We start from the raw sequence: 14,052 nt of genomic DNA on the forward strand, positions 1-14,052 counted from the left end.
AATACTGGATCTGGTTTCGATTGATATTCATTAACTCGATGACCAGCTTATTTCCTAACCAACTTATTTCCTAAATATAGTATGGAGGAGCTAAATATATTTGGTTAATAAGATGATATAAATGACAGTAATTAAATGGATAGGATTGAGTTTATTGAAGTTCAAATCACTAATCGCATCCTTGAATTAAATAATTTTACTAATATAACTTATTGAAAACGATCAATTAAATAAGCATATGAATCATTAAATAAATAAAAAAAGTAATTTTTAGATGTTGATTGTAAGAGGCTGATAATGATCACTTTTTTTCATTTGTGTGTTCATGTTTTTTCTCCGATACCGATATTAATAGTAGCGATATCCTCTATCGTTACTGTCATTAAATATCAAAAAAGGAAAAGGATATGTCACAAGTCATTAATACTAACGCCATGAGTTTAGTCGCTCAGAATAACCTGAATAAGTCTCAGTCTGCATTGGGTACCTCTATTGAGCGCCTGTCCTCAGGTCTGCGAATTAACAGTGCGAAGGACGATGCTGCAGGTCAGGCAATCAGCAACCGTTTTACCGGCAACATTAATGGTTTAAGTCAGGCATCTCGTAACGCTAACGACGGTATCTCTTTGGCGCAAACGACTGAAGGTGCATTGAACGAAATCAACGATAACTTACAAAATATTCGTCGTCTGACCGTTCAGGCTGCCAATGGCACCAACTCTGAATCTGATCGCCAGTCTATCCAAGACGAAATCAACCAACGCCTAGCGGAGATCAACCGCATATCCGAACAAACTGAGTTCAACGGTGTGAAAGTGCTGAGTACAGATCAGAATCTGAGTATTCAGGTTGGCGCGAATGATGGGCAGACCATTAACATCAACCTGAGTCAGATGAATACTGAAACGCTGGGTATGACTGGCTTCGATGTATTGTCTTTCGGCAATGATGATAAATTTGGTGCTATTACCACACCAAGCGATGGCGTGGTTGTCAAAGATGCCAGCGGCAATGACATGGCAATGGCTGCCTCGGATGTCACTCAGCTTAAAACAGCGCTGTTTGGCGCGGGTAATACCGGCCAAATGTTTTCCTATACCAAAGAAAACGGTGAAACGGCATTCGTTGGGGTTGATGACGATGGCAAGGTAACAGCAGCGACGGTAGCAATTACACCCGAAGATCCGGATGCAGATCCAGTTGTACCCGCTTCAATGGCGTTTACTGCCGCAACGGCCACGAGCGATGAAGTTGCCAAATTTGGCGACAGTGTGAGTGAGGGTCTATTGAAAACGGTCGATGAGGCATTAGCTCAGGTAGATACCTTACGTTCTAGCTTGGGTGCTTCACAAAACCGTTTTTCTTCAGTTATCAGTAATCTCGATAACACCGTGACTAACCTATCTGAATCGCGTTCTCGGATCATGGATGCGGACTTTGCTTCTGAAGTTTCTAATATGAGTCGAGCGAATATTTTGCAGTCGGCAGGGACCACCGTTTTAGCGCAGGCAAATCAGGTTCCTCAGAACGTGTTGTCTTTGTTGCGTTAATTATTAGGTTTAGTGGTTTGAGGCGGTGAGGGTTTGGTGTTCGGTTCGGTTGATATGAGATCGGCTTTCAGTTTGGCTCTGATGCCTCAACCGCCAAATGGGCCATGAGCGTGGCCCATTTGGGAACCCGCGCTTCGCACGGATTGCTTGGCTGCTTTGCAGGTGGATCCGGTTGCTTGGTTTGGTTTGGTTTGGTTTGGTGATCGGTTCGGTTGATATGAGATCGGTGTTCACCTTGGCTTTGATGCCTCAACCGCCAAGGGGGTCACAAGCGCGTGACCCCCTTGGAGCCCCGCGCTAGCGCACGCATCGCTTGCCTGCTTCGCAGGTTCCCTCACTCATCGTTTCGGCTGACGGACGGCTTTATTCGCATCCCTGCTCATGGCGCCTAAAACGGGCGTCCTGCCCGTTTTCCTTGCCTTCTCTCTTCACTCGGCAGCTCAAATGTGCTTTTAAACTTCAAGGTCAACACCATGATTTTTAGGTCTTGGGTCTTGGGTCTTGGGTCTTGGGTCTTGACCTTGAGCGCAATCAGAAAAATTGCCGACGAGGATGAAGGGTAGAGTGAGCGGGCAGGACGCCCGCGAAAAGCGCGCTTGAGCATGGATGCGAATCGCGCTGGCTCGTGAGCCGAAAGACGTAGGAGGTTTACCCGAAGGGCAATATTTCGCGCAAGGCGCGGGTGTTGGGCCGCCGCCCTGCGGCCCGACTCGGTTGAGGCGGCGAGGTTAAAGTGGTCACTGAACGCCTATCAACCGAAACCAGATCCAGTCTTCAACCGAACCAAGCACCTTAATGAATATCAACCGAAACCAGATCCAATCCTCAACCGAAACCAGATCCAGCCCTCAACCGAAACCAAACCCAAAATCACCCCCCCAACTTCAACACCGGCAACTGAGAAAAAATACTCACCAACCCTTCCCCCCACCCCTTACGGATCATCATAAAATACGGATGATCCTCCGTAATTCGATACTGCTGATCCGTACTAAAACTCCCCAGTGGGTAGATCATCACATCCAACGGCAATCCCACCGATAAGTTACTGCGCAATGTGGAATCCATCGAAATCAACGCGCATTGCATCGCCTGATCCAACGTGGTGTCATAATTCAAAACACGATCGATAATCGGCTTGCCGTACTTACTTTCGCCAATCTGAAAATAGGGCGTGTCTTGCGTGGCTTCAATAAAATTACCCTGCGGATAAATATGAAACAGCCGCAACTCTTCGCCCTTAATCTGGCCGCCTAACAACAGGTTACAGCTAAAATCTGTGCCACCACTGTTTTGCTGTGCGCCACTGTCCCGATTAATCACCTCGCGTACGGTTTCACCTAACAGCGTGGCCGCTTCATACATTGAACGTACATTCATCAGGTTGGTTTGTTCAGGGTCCAGACAGCGGCGCTGCAATAAACTGATAATGCTCTGTGTGGTCGCCAGATTGCCGGCACTTTGCACCACCAGCGTTCGCTCACCCTCTTGCTGGAACAGATGCAATTTGCGAAAAGTGGAAATATGATCCACCCCAGCATTGGTGCGGGAATCTGAGGCAAAAACTAACCCAGACGCCAGCCGCATGGCCACACAGTAGGTCATAAAACAGTTTCCTTTTATTGCGACATATCAGATCGCGGGTTCGATAGCATGTGTACGGCAGCAATGGTCTGCATATCCTCATAACCACCACCCCGACGAATTCCTCGTACTGGGCAGGCATCCAGATAATCTATGCCTACCGCCAACTTCAAATGTTGATTCGGTTTGCAGGTGTTATTGGTCACATCAAAGCTTTGCCAATGCCCATCCAACCACACTTCGGCCCAAGCATGGGTCGCGACATGACTAGAGGATTCTGTATAAAGATAGCCGCTTACATAGCGGGCTGGAATATTTAAACTGCGGCAACACGCCAGAAAGACGTGGGTGTGATCTTGGCATACCCCTTGTTGAGCGGCAAAAGCTTGTGCTGCGCTGTCTTGGACCGTGGTGGTGCCAGGGCTATAGGGCATTTTGGCTAACAGCTCCCCCATCATCCGTGTTAGGCAATCCAATTGTGCATCTGCGCGGGCGGCCCCCTGACAATGGCTAGCAGCAAACTGACGGATCGCGGTATCGGGTTGCGTGAGTGGGCTATGGCGTAGAAATACCAGTGGCGAGAGATGATCACCACTGTCATCTTCCACATTATCTTCAATCTCGACCACGCCTTGAGCTTGAATAGTAATGGCCTGATGCGGCTTATCCAGTGTCAGCACATGTAGCACGTTACCAAAAGCATCAGTGGTGCAAATGGCCTCTTCCGGCAAACTCAGTTGCCAAGACAAAATTCGCTGGTGGGCTGAATCTTGTGGCGTCAGGCGTAGATATTGCGTGCTGTGCTGCACCTGTTGGGCGTAAGTATAATGGGTGCTGTGATCGACATTCAGTCTCATTGAACCTCCAAATAGGTTTGACGAATGCTGTCAGCTATCGCATTGATCTTGCCTAAAAAATCCATCAGATAGACGTGCAAGCCATCGGCCATGACATCATTGATACTGCTAAAACGCAGCTCGGCGAGCAAGATACTGACTAACCGCCGTGGTTGGTTACTTTGATTGCCACCTATCAATTCCAGTTGTTGTTCCATGTCATTGATGCAAGCGAGTAGGGAGCGTGGAATTTCATTGCGTAAAATCAGCAGTTCCGCAATGGCTTCGCGGCTAAGTTGCTGCTTGTACAAACTGTGGTAAGCCTCACGTGCACTCACGGCTCGCAGCAAAGTGTCCATTCGGTAGTATTCGCGCACCGGATCGTCATCGTTATCCAATAGTTGGTTTTTGACATCCAACAGGCGAGCCGTGCTATCCGCTCGTTCAATCAGGGTACCCAACCGAATAAAATAGAGCGCATCGCTGCGCAGCAATGTGCCGTAAACCGCACCACGAAACAGGTGTGAGCGTTCTTTAACCCAGTCAAAAAAGGCATCAATACCGGCGGCGCTGATACCTTGCCGACGCAGCTGTTTCATCTCAATCCAAGTGGCATTGATGCTTTCCCAAACCTCGGACGACAAGCTACCGCGCACAGCATGAGCATTATTCCAAGCCATCTGTAAACAACTGAAAATACTGCTGGGGTTATGGCTATCGAGGACAAAAAAATTGAGCAAATGCGTCATGGAGACTTGCGGATAGTGCTCGGCAAACAGCGTCTGGGTATTGCTCAGGCTGAGCGGCACCAGTAAATCAAAATTCACTCGGCTGCTGGTGGGCATCATCGAGAGCCGATTGGTGACATCCAGTACACGGGTGATGTTCTCGGCTCGTTCAAGATAACGGGCCATCCAATAAAGCTCACTGGCTGTTCGGCTTAGCATGCATCATCCTCCAATACCCAAGTGTCTTTGGTTCCGCCACCTTGCGAGGAGTTAACCACCAGAGAGCCTTCCGCCAGTGCTACGCGCGTGAGTCCACCCGGTACCAAACGAATTTCTGATCCCGATAGGGCAAAGGGACGCAAATCAATATGGCGCGGCGCAAGACCGTTATTGACGAAAGTGGGGCAGGTCGAGAGTGCGAGGGTTTCTTGCGCGATGTAGTTTTGTGGTTTCGCCAGCAGCAATTGGCGGAATTGGGCGATTTCTGTTTGCGTGGCCGCTGGGCCGATCAACATGCCGTAGCCCCCTGCACCATGCACTTCTTTCACCACCATTTGATCCAAATTAGCCAATACATAAGAGAGATCAGCCGGTTGGCGGCATTGCCATGTGGGTACGTTCGCCAGAATAGGATCTTCTGCGAGGTAAAAACGGATCATATCCGGCACATAGGGGTAGATAGATTTATCATCTGCCACGCCAGTGCCAATGGCGTTAGCCAGCACCACGCCCCCTGCGCGATAAACCGACAGCAATCCGGGGACACCTAACATGGAGTCAGGGCGGAAAGCCAGCGGGTCGAGGAAGGCGTCGTCCACTCGTCGATAGATAACATCAATCTTGCAAGGGCCAGCAGTCGTCCGCATAAAGACTGCGCCTTCTTTGACGAACAGATCGGCGCTTTCCACCAACTCAACCCCCATTTGTTGCGCCAGAAAACTGTGCTCAAAGTAGGCACTGTTTAAGCGACCAGGGGTCAACACCACCACGGTAGGGTCATTGATGGGTGTACTTTCACGCAGCGTTTGTAGCAGATGAGAAGGGTAGCGTTCCACCGGTGCAATGCGTTGTTCCGCAAAGAGTTCTGGGTAGAGCCGCATCATCATTTTGCGGTTTTCCAGCATGTAAGAGACGCCGGATGGCGTGCGTAGATTGTCTTCCAGCACATAATAGAGGCCGTCACTATTACGAACCATATCGACGCCAATAATATGTGCGTAGATATTTTGGTGCAGATTGACCCCTTGCATGCAGGGCTGATATTGATCATTGGCGAGCACTTGCTCTGCCGGAATGATCCCTGCTTTGAGGATATGTTGGTCGTGGTAAATATCATGGAGAAACGCATTCAGCGCTTGTACACGCTGGCGAATGCCTCGATCTAACATCTGCCATTCACTGGCGGGGATAATGCGCGGCACGCTGTCGAACGGGATTAACCGCTCCGCACCGTCATCGTCGCCATACACGTTAAAGGTAATACCCACCCGATGAAACAGCAGTGCAGCTTCTTCACGCTTGCGCGCAATCGTCAGCTGATCGGCCTGTTGTAACCATTGCCAGTAGGCGTCGTAATGGCTGCGGTGTTGTCCCTGCGCCAGTAACATTTCATCGAAAAATCGTGATGCGGAAAGGTCGATGTTCAGCATTATCACCTCGCTAACAGAACAGGCTGTAGTGGGGATCAGGCATAAACTGTGCCAGCTCGCCAAATAGGCAAAATAAGGGGGGTTAGTACAAATTTAGCACTATTAGGGTGCAATTGGTGAGCAGGGTGCTTTATTTATGGGCAGAAAATGAGGACATCAGCAGGGTGATGGTCTGCGATAGCGCATCCGGAAAGAGGGGCGATATTGACGCATGAGAACAAGAACGGCTGGCAATCACCAGCCGTATTCGCAATGACATCAGAATTAACGACGTACTGCGATAGCTTCGATTTCGATTTTGACGTCTTTTGGCAGACGAGCGACTTCAACACAAGAGCGCGCAGGGAATGGCGCATTGTGCTCATTAAAGAACGCTTCGTAAGTGGCATTAACGGTGCTGAAATCATTTAGATCTTTCACGAATACCGTGGTTTTCACGATATCGGCAACTTTCAGGCCCGCAGCTTCAACGATGGCTTTGACGTTTTCTAGCGACTGACGAGCTTGTGCAGAAACATCGTCGGCCACTAGACCGGTTTTAGGATCAACGGGGATCTGGCCGGAAGTCAGGATCATGCTGCCAAGGTCAACGCCTTGGACGTAAGGGCCGATAGCGGCAGGGGCTTGTTCAGTGCTGATAATGCGTGACATGTAGACTCCTGATTTATGTAATGCGGAAAAGAGGTCCCCTTCATCTTTCGCTAACAGGCACGTAAACGGCCTGATGAGATCAATGGGATATTATTATCTCTGCCATTATAAAGCTGGGATGAATAACGGCAACCGGCGCGAACTCAGTTTGCTGCGGGTTGCCGTGCTAATTCGTTTACAGTGCTTAATCTGCTTGCAACACGACCTGATGATCGAACTCTTTCTCGCAATATTGGCATTTCAGGTGAATTTCACCCTGACTGGCTTTCACTTTGAAGCTGGAGTCGACCGGTTCATTGTGGCTAATGCAGTTGCTGTTTGGGCAGGTGAGAACGCCGTCTATCCGCTCTGGCAGGCTCAGCGTCAATTTCTTCACTACTTCGTAGTTATCGATGCGGTTGACGGTGGCATCTGGCGCATACATCGCCAATTGGTTGGCTTGCTGTTCGGTCAGGAAGGTATTTTCTATCTTAATCAGGTCTTTACGGCCTGAACGCTTAGAGGGCAGATTTAAGCCGATAGTAATACGTTGGTCTGTGGCGGTCAGTTTGAACAGCGACAATAATTTGAAGCCGATTTGCGCCGGAATATGGTCAATCACGGTGCCGCATTTGATCGCTTCAACCTGTAGTTTGTAATCTTGAGTCATGTTCAATCCTCCCTCAAAGAGCCAATTCAGCGTTTAACACCAGAGCCAGCAGCGCCTGACGTGCGAAAATCCCGTTACCTGCTTGTTGGAAATAGTAGGCATAAGGCGTTTTATCGACATCGGTAGTGATTTCATCAATCCGCGGCAGGGGATGCAGGACTTTGAGATTATCGCGTGCGCCATTCAAATCCGACGCGCGTAGAACAAATTGCGCTTTGACATTGGCATATTCTGACGGATCAAGGCGCTCTTTTTGTACACGGGTCATGTAGAGAATATCCAGATTGGCGACCACTTCTTCGATGCTTTCATGCAGGCTGTATTCAATTCCTTTTTCATCCAGCATTTGCAGGATGTAAGCAGGCATTGCCAGTGCATCGGGGGCGATAAAGAAGAAGCGATTGCCATCGAATTTGGCCAGCGCTTGCGTCAGTGAATGCACGGTGCGGCCATATTTTAGGTCACCGACCATGGCAATATTGATGTTATCCAGCCGCCCTTGGGTTTCCTGAATGGTGAATAAGTCGAGTAACGTTTGTGTTGGGTGTTGATTTGCTCCGTCACCTGCATTGACCACGGGGACATTGCCGGAGAACTGTGCTGCCAAGCGGGCCGCGCCTTCCTGTGGATGGCGCATCACGATGGCATCGACATAGGTGCTGATGACCGACATGGTATCTGCGAGTGTCTCGCCTTTTTTGCCCAGCGAGGTGTTGCTGCTGTCAGAGAAACCGACCACCGATGCACCCAACCGATGAATCGAGGTTTCAAATGACAAGCGGGTGCGGGTCGAAGCTTCGAAAAAGCAACTGGCGATCACTTTGTGTTTTAACAGCTCAGGTTGCGGACGACTTTTTAGGCTGGCGGCGGTGCGCAATACCAGTTCCAGTTCATCGCGACATAAGTCGTTAATTGAGATGATGTGCTTGTGATACAACGGGTTGGCCATTTTCGCTCTCCTGTGTGACTGCCCGTGGTCGCGGGCTACCCTGGTGTTTTTATACCCGTTATCTTTTTATTGGCAGATTGGGTATGCTCAGTTTTTACGCAGTAATGTTAAATTCAGTGCCGATCGGCAGACAAAAAAAAGCCCCTCAATGAGGGGCCTTACGGGATCGGTTTAGCAACGGGAGAGACCAAGGCACTTGGCTGCCTGCTGGCTGGTCATTTTCAACAAAATGACGATGTAGAGCGAAATCTAAGCAGCTTTTCATCATATCTCCCGGCAAATTGTGGCGAATTATACTCGCGTGATTTTTCTCTGCAAGGGGTAAAAGCCGCATTTTTTATGATTAGCAAACGATTACTTTTTTGTTGATATTCGATTCGATTAGGTGATCGGTTCGGTTGACATGAGATCGGCGATCACCTTGGCTCTGATGCCTCAACCGCCAATGGGTCACAAGCGCGTGACCCCTTGGAACCCTGCGCTTGCGCACGTATCGCTTGTCCACTGCGTGGATTCCCTCACTCATCGTTTCGGCTGACGGACGGCTTTACGCGGGTCCCTCCGCGCGACGCCTAAAACGGGCGTCCTGCCCGTTTTCCTTGCCTTCTCTCTTCACTCGGCAGCTCAAATGTGCTTTTAAACTTCAAAATCAAAACCATGGTTTTTAGGTCTTGGGTCTTGGGTCTTGGGTCTTGGGTCTTGGATCTTGGATTGTGAATTGTGGGTTTTGACCTTGAGCGCAATCAGGAATATTGCCGACAAAGATTGCAGGCCGAATGAGCCGCATGGACGCGGCGAAAGGGGCTGTCGAGCTGGGAGCGAGTCAGCGCCGGTTCGATAAGCCGGCAAGCTGTAGGAGGGAATGGCGAAGCCACAATATTTCGCGCAAAGGCGCGGGTGTTGGGCCGCCGCCCTGCGGCCCGACTCGGTTGAGGCGACACAGATAAAGTGACCACCGAACGAATATCAACCGAAACCAGATCCAGTCCTCAACCAAACCAGATCCAGCCCTCAACAGAAACCAGATCCGATCCTTAACCCCGTGTGCCCCCTAATCCTCATCAAACCCCGAATTAAACAACTCAATCACCGCAGCCAGTGCTTGAATCTCATCAGGGCCGGTCGCTTCGACTTCAATCTGACGGCCTTTGGCTGAATCTAGCATCAGCAGTGCAATCACACTGCTGGCTTCAGCTTCGGTCCCACTGTCATTACGTAACATCACTTCTGCATCAAAACTCTGAACCAATTCGAACAACTTCATCGCGGGTCTGGCGTGCATCCCCAACTTGTTCTTGATTTCAACAGTCTGTTTGATGGTCATTATTTACGTTTTTCCAGAGTGCGGTGACGTGATTGCACATTCTTGCCACGCGCGCGGAAATAATCAGCCAATTGTTCAGCAACATAGACTGAGCGGTGCTTACCGCCAGTACAACCAATGGCTACCGTGAGATAACTGCGATTATTGGTTTCCAGCATCGGCAGCCATTGTTCTAAGTAGCTACGCGTCTGGTAAACAAAGTTATGCACTTCGGTGTGGCGATCAAGGAAGGAGATAACCGGCTTATCCAAACCGGTCATTGGGCGTAATTTTGGATCCCAATGTGGGTTTGGTAGGAAACGCACGTCGAAGACGTAATCAGCGTCAATGGGAATGCCGTGCTTAAAGCCAAAGGACTCAAACACCATCGTCAGCTCACGCTCGCGTTTACCCAATAGGCGAGTACGCAGCATTTCAGCTAACTCATGCACTGACATTTCTGAGGTATCGATAATCAGATCCGCCCGTGAGCGCAAAGGCTCCAGCAGATCACTCTCTTCATCGATAGCACTTTCTAATGATAGGTTTTTAGTCGACAGCGGGTGCAGACGACGGGTATCACTGTAGCGACGAATCAGGGTATTGCGGTCAGCATCTAAAAAAAGCAACTGCGGCGAAAAGCTGTCTGGCAACTGAGTCATGGCATGCTCAAATACCTCAGGTGATTCAGGCATATTGCGCACGTCTATACTTACCGCAGCAGAAATATTTCTATCGGCAAGCGTGCTCGCCAATTGTGGTAGTAGAACCACAGGCAAGTTATCGACACAGTAAAAGCCCATATCTTCCAATGCGCGCAAAGCAACAGACTTCCCTGAACCGGAACGGCCGCTGACAATCATCAGCACCATGTGAGTGACTCCCCTTGGTATCTGTACCTATCATCTTTCAAGTTGCCAGTGTGTTGAGCACTTTCTGACAGCGAGAAATCTATTGGATATACATTAAGATTCTGTATTCCGGCTATATGAGCAGAACATGACAATTAAAACAGATAGCACTGATTACGCTGTCTCTGGCGGTAATTCGGTCATGATCTGATAAAGCTCGTCATCACTTTGTGCTGCGCGTAGGCGACGACATACTGTTTTATCAGCTAATCGCTTGGCCACTAAAGATAAAGTGTGTAAATGAGTTTTACATTGATCTGCCGGAACCAACAAGGCAAATAATAGATCAACAGGTTGATTATCAATAGCATCGAAGGCAATCGGTTGTTCCAAACGGAGAAATACGCCCACTGCACGCAGTGTGTCTTCCTCTAACTTGCCATGAGGTATCGCGATGCCACTGCCAATGCCTGTACTGCCCATACGTTCGCGGGTCAATACAGCATCGAAAACGACCTGTGAAGGCAAGTTAAGCTGTTTGGCAGCTAACTCGCTGATAATTTCCAAAGCCCGTTTTTTACTGGAGCAATGTACGGAGCTTTTGGTGCACTCGATATTTAATACCGAGCTTAATTGCAATGCTGGATCGTTGGTCATCTCATCTTTCACTTAAGCGCTGTTTTAAGCCTGACTCTACGGATAGTCGGTAGAGCCAGGCTATGTAGCGAGGGTAGAACCGCCGTTAGATAAACTAACGACTAGGATTCTTAATGTTGTTTCAATTTATCTTTATGCTTGTTCAACTGGCGAGCCAGCTTATCAACCAAAATATCAATAGCTGCGTACATGTCTTCCTGCTCTGAACTTGCGTGCAACTCGCCGCCATTCACATGTACCGTCGCTTCTGCAATTTGTTTAACTTTTTCGACACTTAAAACCACATACACCTGGTTAATGCGATCAAAATATTGCTCAAGTTTGGCAAATTTAGTGGTAACAAACTCGCGTAATGCATCGGTTATTTCGACATGAAGTCCGGTAATATTGAGCTGCATAGTGTCTTCCTTCTCAGTTCAGGTCAAACCAACTGTTTACGTTGATTTGACGGCGGGATGGATAACGACTCTCTGTACTTCGCGACGGTACGCCGTGCCACCATGATGCCTTGTTCGCACAAAAGCGTGGTCAGTTTACTGTCGCTAAGGGGTTTGGCAGGGTTTTCTGCCGCAACCAATTTTTTCACCAGTGCACGAATTGCTGTCGAAGAGGCTTCGCCCCCGCTCTCAGTATTGACGTGGCTGGAGAAGAAATATTTCAGCTCGAAAATCCCGCGAGGACTGTGCAGGAACTTTTGCGTCGTCACTCGAGAAATTGTCGATTCATGCATATCGACGGCTTGGGCGATATCCGCCAGCACCATGGGTTTCATAAATTCAGGCCCATTTTCAAAAAAGTCGACCTGCTGTTCTACGATACAACGTGCAACCTTGAGCAGTGTTTCATTGCGGCTTTCAAGGCTTTTTATCAACCATTTTGCTTCTTGCAGATTGCTGCGGATGAACTGCCCGTCGCTATCATTGCGGGTATTACTACCCATTGCAGCATAGTGTTGATTAATTTTTAGGCGTGGAATGCTATCGGCATTTAGCTCGACCGTCCATTTATCTTTGTCTTTATGGACCAAAACATCGGGAATAACATACTCAGATTCCCCTGTATTGATCGACTGGCCAGGGCGCGGATCCAGTGACTGGATCAGGGCTATCGCTCCCTTAAGTGTATCTTCTTTTAGCCGACTTAAACGGATCATTGTCCGGAAATCATGGTTACCTAGCAAATCCAGATAATTACTCACCACCAGACGCGCTTCGGCAAGATAGGGGGTGTCTTTGGCGTATTGCGAGAGTTGTACTAACAGACATTCGCGCAGGTTACGCGCCGCCACGCCGATAGGATCAAAGTGTTGGATCCGCTTGAGAACGGCCTCGACTTCGTCCAGTGCAATGTCTTCGCCCCCCATACTTTCCAGAATATCTTCCAGCGGGACGGTGAGATAGCCTGTTTCATCAACAGCATCGACAATTGAGGTCGCGATAGCTGCGTCCGTTTCAGAGAAGGGCGTGAGATCCACCTGCCACATAAGATAGTCTTGTAGCGTTTGGGTGGTTTCACCTTGATAGACGGGCAACTCATCATCGCTGTAATCATTGCCTGTGCCTGATGGCGTACCTGCGGTATAAATCTCATCCCAAGTGGCATCGAGAGGTAACTCTTCAGGCATATCGGCTTGTTCCAGCGCTTCGCGAGTATCAAGCGATTCACTGTCTACTGTTTCTTTGGTGTCTACCTCTTCATGAGGGTCAGTTTGCTCAAGCAGTGGGTTGCTCTCCAGCGCTAACTGAATCTCCTGCTGGAGTTCAAGTGTAGAAAGTTGCAACAGACGGATGGCCTGTTGAAGCTGTGGAGTCATTGCCAATTGTTGGCTGAACTTGAGTTGCAAACCTTGCTTCATAATGCGGTATCAATTTTCCTTTATGACTGGCGAAACGGCCTTGTTACGAGCATCGGTAGATGATTAGAGACGGAACTCTTCACCTAAATACACGCGTTTGACTTGTTCGTCAGCCAAAATTTCCTGTGGTGTGCCATGAGCGATTAAGTGGCCCTGGCTTACAATATAAGCCCGCTCACAAACGTCTAACGTTTCGCGCACGTTATGGTCGGTAATGAGTACACCCAAACCACTGTCGCGCAGATGCTCAATAATTTTTTTAATATCGATAACTGAAATGGGGTCAACACCCGCAAACGGTTCGTCCAGCAAAATAAACTTAGGATTTGCTGCCAGCGCACGGGCGATTTCCACACGGCGACGCTCACCACCAGACAGCGATTGCCCCAGATTGTCACGTAAATGCGTGATATGGAACTCTTCCATCAACTCGTCAGCCCGTTCTTGCCGCTGTTCAGTCGTCAGATCTTTACGGATTTCCAGCACCGCCATCAGGTTATTAAAAACACTTAAACGGCGGAAGATTGAGGCTTCCTGCGGTAAGTAGCCAATGCCGCGACGGGCGCGTTCATGGAGAGGCAAGAGGCTGATATCTTCATCATCAATCACAATACGCCCGGCGTCACGCTGGACAATGCCGACAACCATATAAAAGGTGGTGGTCTTACCCGCGCCGTTTGGCCCCAGCAGACCCACAATCTCACCTGACTTTACACTCAGGCTCACGTCTTCGACCACTTTACGGCCTTTGTACGCCTTAGCCAGCTTTTCTGCGATTAATGTTGCCATA

Annotated in this window: 15 protein-coding genes; 2 read left to right on the plus strand and 13 right to left on the minus strand. The window is 49.1% G+C overall.

What is annotated here, in order from left to right:
- Positions 1-407 precede the first annotated feature (407 nt).
- Positions 408-1,550, plus strand: a complete 1,143-nt coding sequence (locus tag DA391_RS02010; protein ID WP_050082839.1) for a FliC/FljB family flagellin — start codon at positions 408-410, stop codon at positions 1,548-1,550.
- Between the two features lie 606 nt (positions 1,551-2,156).
- The gene (locus tag DA391_RS24575; RefSeq protein WP_254911768.1) at positions 2,157-2,282 is read left to right on the plus strand and encodes a hypothetical protein; all 126 of its coding nucleotides are present in this window, start codon (positions 2,157-2,159) and stop codon (positions 2,280-2,282) included.
- A gap of 138 nt (positions 2,283-2,420) precedes the next feature.
- On the opposite strand, the gene DA391_RS02015 is transcribed toward DA391_RS24575, so the two are convergent.
- The 13 genes from DA391_RS02015 to lptB all read right to left on the minus strand — a co-directional run bounded on the left by DA391_RS02015 (position 2,421) and on the right by lptB (position 14,051).
- Positions 2,421-3,155 (minus strand): proteasome-type protease, encoded by a 735-nt coding sequence (locus tag DA391_RS02015; RefSeq protein WP_050083828.1) that lies wholly within the window; start codon positions 3,153-3,155, stop codon positions 2,421-2,423.
- 14 nt (positions 3,156-3,169) lie between these two features.
- Positions 3,170-3,991: a transglutaminase family protein gene (locus DA391_RS02020; RefSeq protein WP_050287504.1), complete on the minus strand. Its 822-nt coding sequence runs from the start codon at positions 3,989-3,991 to the stop codon at positions 3,170-3,172.
- Complete coding sequence (locus tag DA391_RS02025) at positions 3,988-4,917, minus strand: alpha-E domain-containing protein (RefSeq protein ID WP_050083826.1); 930 nt, start codon at positions 4,915-4,917, stop codon at positions 3,988-3,990. Before DA391_RS02025 ends, DA391_RS02020 begins: the two co-directional genes overlap by 4 nt.
- Positions 4,911-6,347, minus strand: a complete 1,437-nt coding sequence (locus DA391_RS02030; protein WP_108087296.1) for a circularly permuted type 2 ATP-grasp protein — start codon at positions 6,345-6,347, stop codon at positions 4,911-4,913. Before DA391_RS02030 ends, DA391_RS02025 begins: the two co-directional genes overlap by 7 nt.
- 264 nt (positions 6,348-6,611) lie before the next feature.
- On the minus strand, positions 6,612-6,998 hold the full coding sequence (gene ridA / locus DA391_RS02035; protein WP_019212419.1) for a 2-iminobutanoate/2-iminopropanoate deaminase: 387 nt from the start codon (positions 6,996-6,998) through the stop codon (positions 6,612-6,614).
- Between the two features lie 184 nt (positions 6,999-7,182).
- On the minus strand, positions 7,183-7,647 hold the full coding sequence (pyrI, locus tag DA391_RS02040; RefSeq protein WP_019212421.1) for an aspartate carbamoyltransferase regulatory subunit: 465 nt from the start codon (positions 7,645-7,647) through the stop codon (positions 7,183-7,185).
- Between the two features lie 13 nt (positions 7,648-7,660).
- On the minus strand, positions 7,661-8,596 hold the full coding sequence (gene pyrB / locus DA391_RS02045; RefSeq protein ID WP_050083824.1) for an aspartate carbamoyltransferase: 936 nt from the start codon (positions 8,594-8,596) through the stop codon (positions 7,661-7,663).
- A 1,051-nt stretch (positions 8,597-9,647) separates the two neighbouring features.
- Positions 9,648-9,920 (minus strand): PTS phosphocarrier protein NPr, encoded by a 273-nt coding sequence (gene npr, locus DA391_RS02055; RefSeq protein ID WP_019212424.1) that lies wholly within the window; start codon positions 9,918-9,920, stop codon positions 9,648-9,650.
- The gene (gene rapZ, locus DA391_RS02060) at positions 9,920-10,771 is read right to left on the minus strand and encodes an RNase adapter RapZ (RefSeq protein WP_019212425.1); all 852 of its coding nucleotides are present in this window, start codon (positions 10,769-10,771) and stop codon (positions 9,920-9,922) included. Before rapZ ends, npr begins: the two co-directional genes overlap by 1 nt.
- A gap of 153 nt (positions 10,772-10,924) precedes the next feature.
- Complete coding sequence (gene ptsN, locus DA391_RS02065) at positions 10,925-11,407, minus strand: PTS IIA-like nitrogen regulatory protein PtsN (RefSeq protein WP_049609847.1); 483 nt, start codon at positions 11,405-11,407, stop codon at positions 10,925-10,927.
- 110 nt (positions 11,408-11,517) lie between these two features.
- Positions 11,518-11,805 (minus strand): ribosome hibernation promoting factor, encoded by a 288-nt coding sequence (hpf, locus tag DA391_RS02070; protein WP_050083215.1) that lies wholly within the window; start codon positions 11,803-11,805, stop codon positions 11,518-11,520.
- Between the two features lie 23 nt (positions 11,806-11,828).
- A complete protein-coding gene (gene rpoN / locus DA391_RS02075; RefSeq protein WP_050083214.1) occupies positions 11,829-13,262 on the minus strand; it encodes an RNA polymerase factor sigma-54 in 1,434 nt (477 codons plus the stop codon).
- A 63-nt stretch (positions 13,263-13,325) separates the two neighbouring features.
- Positions 13,326-14,051 carry an LPS export ABC transporter ATP-binding protein gene (gene lptB / locus DA391_RS02080; RefSeq protein WP_049609861.1) on the minus strand — a complete coding sequence of 242 codons (726 nt, stop codon included), beginning with the start codon at positions 14,049-14,051 and terminating at the stop codon, positions 13,326-13,328.
- Position 14,052 lies beyond the last annotated feature (1 nt).

It is taken from the genome of Yersinia massiliensis (assembly GCF_003048255.1).
In the GTDB taxonomy this organism is placed as follows: Bacteria; Pseudomonadota; Gammaproteobacteria; order Enterobacterales; family Enterobacteriaceae; genus Yersinia; species Yersinia massiliensis_A.

Excerpts from the sequence above, each read along its gene's own strand:
- DA391_RS02010 (WP_050082839.1), top strand. The coding sequence starts at position 408 with ATGTCACAAGTCATTAATACTAACGCCATGAGTTTAGTCGCTCAGAAT.
- DA391_RS24575 (WP_254911768.1), top strand. The coding sequence starts at position 2,157 with ATGCGAATCGCGCTGGCTCGTGAGCCGAAAGACGTAGGAGGTTTACCC.
- DA391_RS02015 (WP_050083828.1), bottom strand. The coding sequence starts at position 3,155 with ATGACCTACTGTGTGGCCATGCGGCTGGCGTCTGGGTTAGTTTTTGCC.
- DA391_RS02020 (WP_050287504.1), bottom strand. The coding sequence starts at position 3,991 with ATGAGACTGAATGTCGATCACAGCACCCATTATACTTACGCCCAACAG.
- DA391_RS02025 (WP_050083826.1), bottom strand. The coding sequence starts at position 4,917 with ATGCTAAGCCGAACAGCCAGTGAGCTTTATTGGATGGCCCGTTATCTT.
- DA391_RS02030 (WP_108087296.1), bottom strand. The coding sequence starts at position 6,347 with ATGCTGAACATCGACCTTTCCGCATCACGATTTTTCGATGAAATGTTA.
- ridA (WP_019212419.1), bottom strand. The coding sequence starts at position 6,998 with ATGTCACGCATTATCAGCACTGAACAAGCCCCTGCCGCTATCGGCCCT.
- pyrI (WP_019212421.1), bottom strand. The coding sequence starts at position 7,647 with ATGACTCAAGATTACAAACTACAGGTTGAAGCGATCAAATGCGGCACC.
- pyrB (WP_050083824.1), bottom strand. The coding sequence starts at position 8,596 with ATGGCCAACCCGTTGTATCACAAGCACATCATCTCAATTAACGACTTA.
- npr (WP_019212424.1), bottom strand. The coding sequence starts at position 9,920 with ATGACCATCAAACAGACTGTTGAAATCAAGAACAAGTTGGGGATGCAC.
- rapZ (WP_019212425.1), bottom strand. The coding sequence starts at position 10,771 with ATGGTGCTGATGATTGTCAGCGGCCGTTCCGGTTCAGGGAAGTCTGTT.
- ptsN (WP_049609847.1), bottom strand. The coding sequence starts at position 11,407 with ATGACCAACGATCCAGCATTGCAATTAAGCTCGGTATTAAATATCGAG.
- hpf (WP_050083215.1), bottom strand. The coding sequence starts at position 11,805 with ATGCAGCTCAATATTACCGGACTTCATGTCGAAATAACCGATGCATTA.
- rpoN (WP_050083214.1), bottom strand. The coding sequence starts at position 13,262 with ATGAAGCAAGGTTTGCAACTCAAGTTCAGCCAACAATTGGCAATGACT.
- lptB (WP_049609861.1), bottom strand. The coding sequence starts at position 14,051 with ATGGCAACATTAATCGCAGAAAAGCTGGCTAAGGCGTACAAAGGCCGT.